This window comes from Longimicrobium sp. (genome assembly GCF_036554565.1).
In the GTDB taxonomy this organism is placed as follows: domain Bacteria; phylum Gemmatimonadota; class Gemmatimonadetes; order Longimicrobiales; family Longimicrobiaceae; genus Longimicrobium.
On sequence record NZ_DATBNB010000670.1, the window covers coordinates 1 to 3,136 of the forward strand.

General features: G+C 70.4%; 3 protein-coding genes. 1 reads left to right on the forward strand and 2 read right to left on the reverse strand.

The window, feature by feature from the left end; genetic code table 11:
- On the forward strand, positions 1–1,294 hold a 1,294-nt coding region (locus tag VIB55_RS18600; protein WP_331878170.1), incomplete at its 5' end, for a multicopper oxidase domain-containing protein.
- 504 nt (positions 1,295–1,798) lie between these two features.
- Here VIB55_RS18600 and VIB55_RS18605 read toward each other — a convergent pair.
- Together VIB55_RS18605 and VIB55_RS18610 are read right to left on the reverse strand one after the other, a co-directional pair.
- A complete protein-coding gene (locus VIB55_RS18605; RefSeq protein ID WP_331878171.1) occupies positions 1,799–2,014 on the reverse strand; it encodes a hypothetical protein in 216 nt (71 codons plus the stop codon).
- A complete protein-coding gene (locus tag VIB55_RS18610) occupies positions 2,011–2,910 on the reverse strand; it encodes an SPFH domain-containing protein (protein ID WP_331878172.1) in 900 nt (299 codons plus the stop codon). The genes VIB55_RS18605 and VIB55_RS18610 overlap by 4 nt, the downstream gene beginning before the upstream one ends.
- Positions 2,911–3,136 lie beyond the last annotated feature (226 nt).

Below are 3,136 nucleotides of genomic sequence, written 5' to 3' on the forward strand. Positions count from 1 at the left end.
CACGGTGGGCGACAGCGTCCGCTGGCGGTGGATCAATACGACCGACGAGCACCACCCCATTCACCTGCACGGGTTCTACTTCCGGGTAGACGCGGTGGGAGATGGCGCGCGGGACACGGCGTATGCCCCGGCACGGCAGCGAAGCGTCGTCACCGAGCGGATGAACCCCGGCGGGACGATGGCGATGGCCTGGGTGCCCGAGCGCTCCGGCAACTGGCTCGTGCACTGCCATCTGAAGGCCCACTCCGGCCCCGACGCCACGTGGGGGTTTCCGGACGTGCCGGGAACCGGTGCCTTCGGGAGCGCGTACACCGCGGCGACGCCCCGCCGCCGGGACCACGCCGCGCCCCACGGCGGGCACGAGATGGAACGCGACATGGCGGGGATGATCCTGGGCATCCATGTCCGCGCGCCGCGCGGGCAGCCGACACCCGCCGTGGAATCCGGCTCCACCCGGCACCGAGTTCGGCTGACCGTGCTCCCCCATCCCACCGCGCCCGGCGCCACGCCCGTGATCGCCAACCGCGTCGAGGAGCCGGGCCGCGAGGGCTCGGCATCCCAATCCGCGGCGGTGGGGCCGGCCATCGTGCTGAGGCGTGACGTTCCCGCGACGATCACCGTGATGAACCAGCTCGCCGAGCCCACGGCCCTGCACTGGCACGGGATCGAGCTGGAGAGCTACTTCGACGGCGCGCCGGGGTGGACCGGGGGGCCGGGCGGCGGCGCGGGCGGCCGGCTCTCGCCCGCCATCGGCCCGGGAGAATCGTTCGACGCGCTGATGACCCCACCGAAGAGCGGAACCTTCATCTATCACTCGCACGCGCTCTCATCGACGCAGATGGGCGACGGCCTCTACGGACCGCTCATCGTGCTGGAGCCCACCGAGGCATACCGTCCGGAAACCGAGATCGTGTGGATCGTCGGCGGGCGTGAGCGCGGGGACGGGGACAAAGCGTTCCTGCTCCTCAACGGGGAGCGCCGGCCGCGGGAGCTGTCGCTCGTGGCGGGAGCGAGATACCGGGTGCGGCTCATCAACATCACCGAAAGCAACACGGCCGACGTGGCCCTGCTGGATGTATCCGGGCCGGAGCCGGTGCCGGTCGAATGGCGCCCGTTGGCGAAGGATGCAGCACCCCTCGCGGCTGAGGCGCGGGAGCCACGCCCGGCACGGCTGCGTACCAGCGTGGGTGAAACGTTCGACTTCGAGCTGGTGGTGTCACGCCCGGGCGCGTTGCTGCTGGAGGTGCGCAACGGCGGTGACCTCATGGTCCAGCAGCGCGTGGTCGTGCGGTAGCCTCCAGGTGAGGCGGCTCGCCGCCCTCTGCATCGCGGCGAACCGCACCCGCACCGCACTCGCCGACGCGATTTGTCATCCCGAAGAAGCGGCCACGCCCAACCGGCCCCGGCACCGCGGTTCGCAGCGACTGAGGGATCCGCCACACACCGCGCGTGGTGCTCGACGGTGGCGGATGCGCGGGGCCCGTCTGTTCGGGCGTTCGAAGCGCGGCAGGGACGACACGACAATGAGCGAACGGCGGAGAGTGGCGCGTCGGGCGTAGTGTGTGGCGGATCCCTCAGTCGCTGCCGATTACGGCGTACGGGCAGGGTTGCCGGGGCCGCTCCATCGGGATGACATCGTGCGGCTTCGGCAGGTGCGGTGTGCGTGCAGGGCACGCCCCGGGCGAGGCGCGGCAGCGGCCCGAGCCGGGGCTTTCCAGGGTTCGATCGCCCAGATGGCGAAAAGGGGCTGCCGTGGCGTACACGGCAGCCCCATCTCGTCTCGTCCGGCGGAGATCGGCTACGCGGCGGGCGGGCGAGTGCCCACGAGCCGCCGGACCTTGCCGGGATCTTCCAGCAGCACCGCTTCCAGAAGCTCCCGGTCGCGCGCCCGCTCGCGCTCCACGTCCGCCAGCTGCCGCTTGAGCGCGGCGATCTGGTTGAAGGCCGACACGTTGGCGAAAATGGCCCCGCCGACCACGATCACCAGCAGGAGGAACACCGCCGGCCCGATCATGGCCCCTGGCTCTTCCAGGTATCCATCACGCTCCCGCCGATCACGCAGGTCTGCACGCCGCGGCAGGCCTGCGACAGGCCCTGGCTCATGGCCTTGGCGCTTTCCAGCTGGATCAGCGCCGGGTTGGCGGCGTAGGAGCGTGCCTCCAGCTCCTTGGCGCGGGCATCGGCCTCGGCGCGCATCACGCGGCCGCGCGCCTCTACGCTGTCGATCACGAACTGCTTCTGCGCCTTGTCGAGCACCTGCGCCTGCTGCGCCGCCGCGATGCGCGCCTGCTCGATGGCGGGCGGAATGCGGATGTCGCGCACGAACACCTGGTGGATGATGGCGCGGTTGCCCAGCTTCGACTGGATCTGCCGCCGCACGTCTTCCGACAGGTTGGCCCGCTGCGCCGAGAAGATGCGGTTGACCGTCCACGCGTTCAGCGCGTTGCGGTAGCCCTCGCGCACGGCGTTCAGCACCTCGGTCTCGGCGGCCTCGGGCGTGCGCTTGTCCAGGAACACCTGGTAGATGGAGCTGGGGTTGTAGCTCCAGGTGACCGCGACATCGCCCTCCACCGTCACCGGGTCGGCCGTGGTGGCCTGGATCACTTCCTTGCCGTCTTCGTTCTCGGGAAAGTTGCGCTGCGTCATCTTGAAGCAGGTGGGGTCCGCGAGCGGGGTAAAGTTCAGCCCCGTGCTCATCTTGCGCTTCACCACCGACCCGTAGCGGGTGAGCACGCAATGCTCGGTGCTGTCCACCCGCGTAAAGGAGTTGGTGCCCATTATGAACACCAGCAGGAGCAGGAGGAACGCGCCTGCGCCCATCATCACGGTCTTGATGTTTTGCATCGGGTTGGGCCGGTTGCTGGAGAAGGGGGAGCGCTTGCCCCCCACGTCGGTCGTCGTCTTTGTCATGCGGCGCACTACGAGGGGTGATGCCCGGGGGTTTCGTGCGCGAGCCGGCGGGGGTGGGTTCGGGCGGGCGCGCGGGCGTGTGGGGATGTTCGTGGTGGGCGTACTATGCGCGCGGCGCCGGGCTATGGCAAGGATGCGGATGCGCGCGGGCGCAGCCGGGCTCGCGCCGCGGCATGGGCGCGCCCGCCCGCCCGATCCACACGAAAGCGTGCCGTCCGCGCAGGCG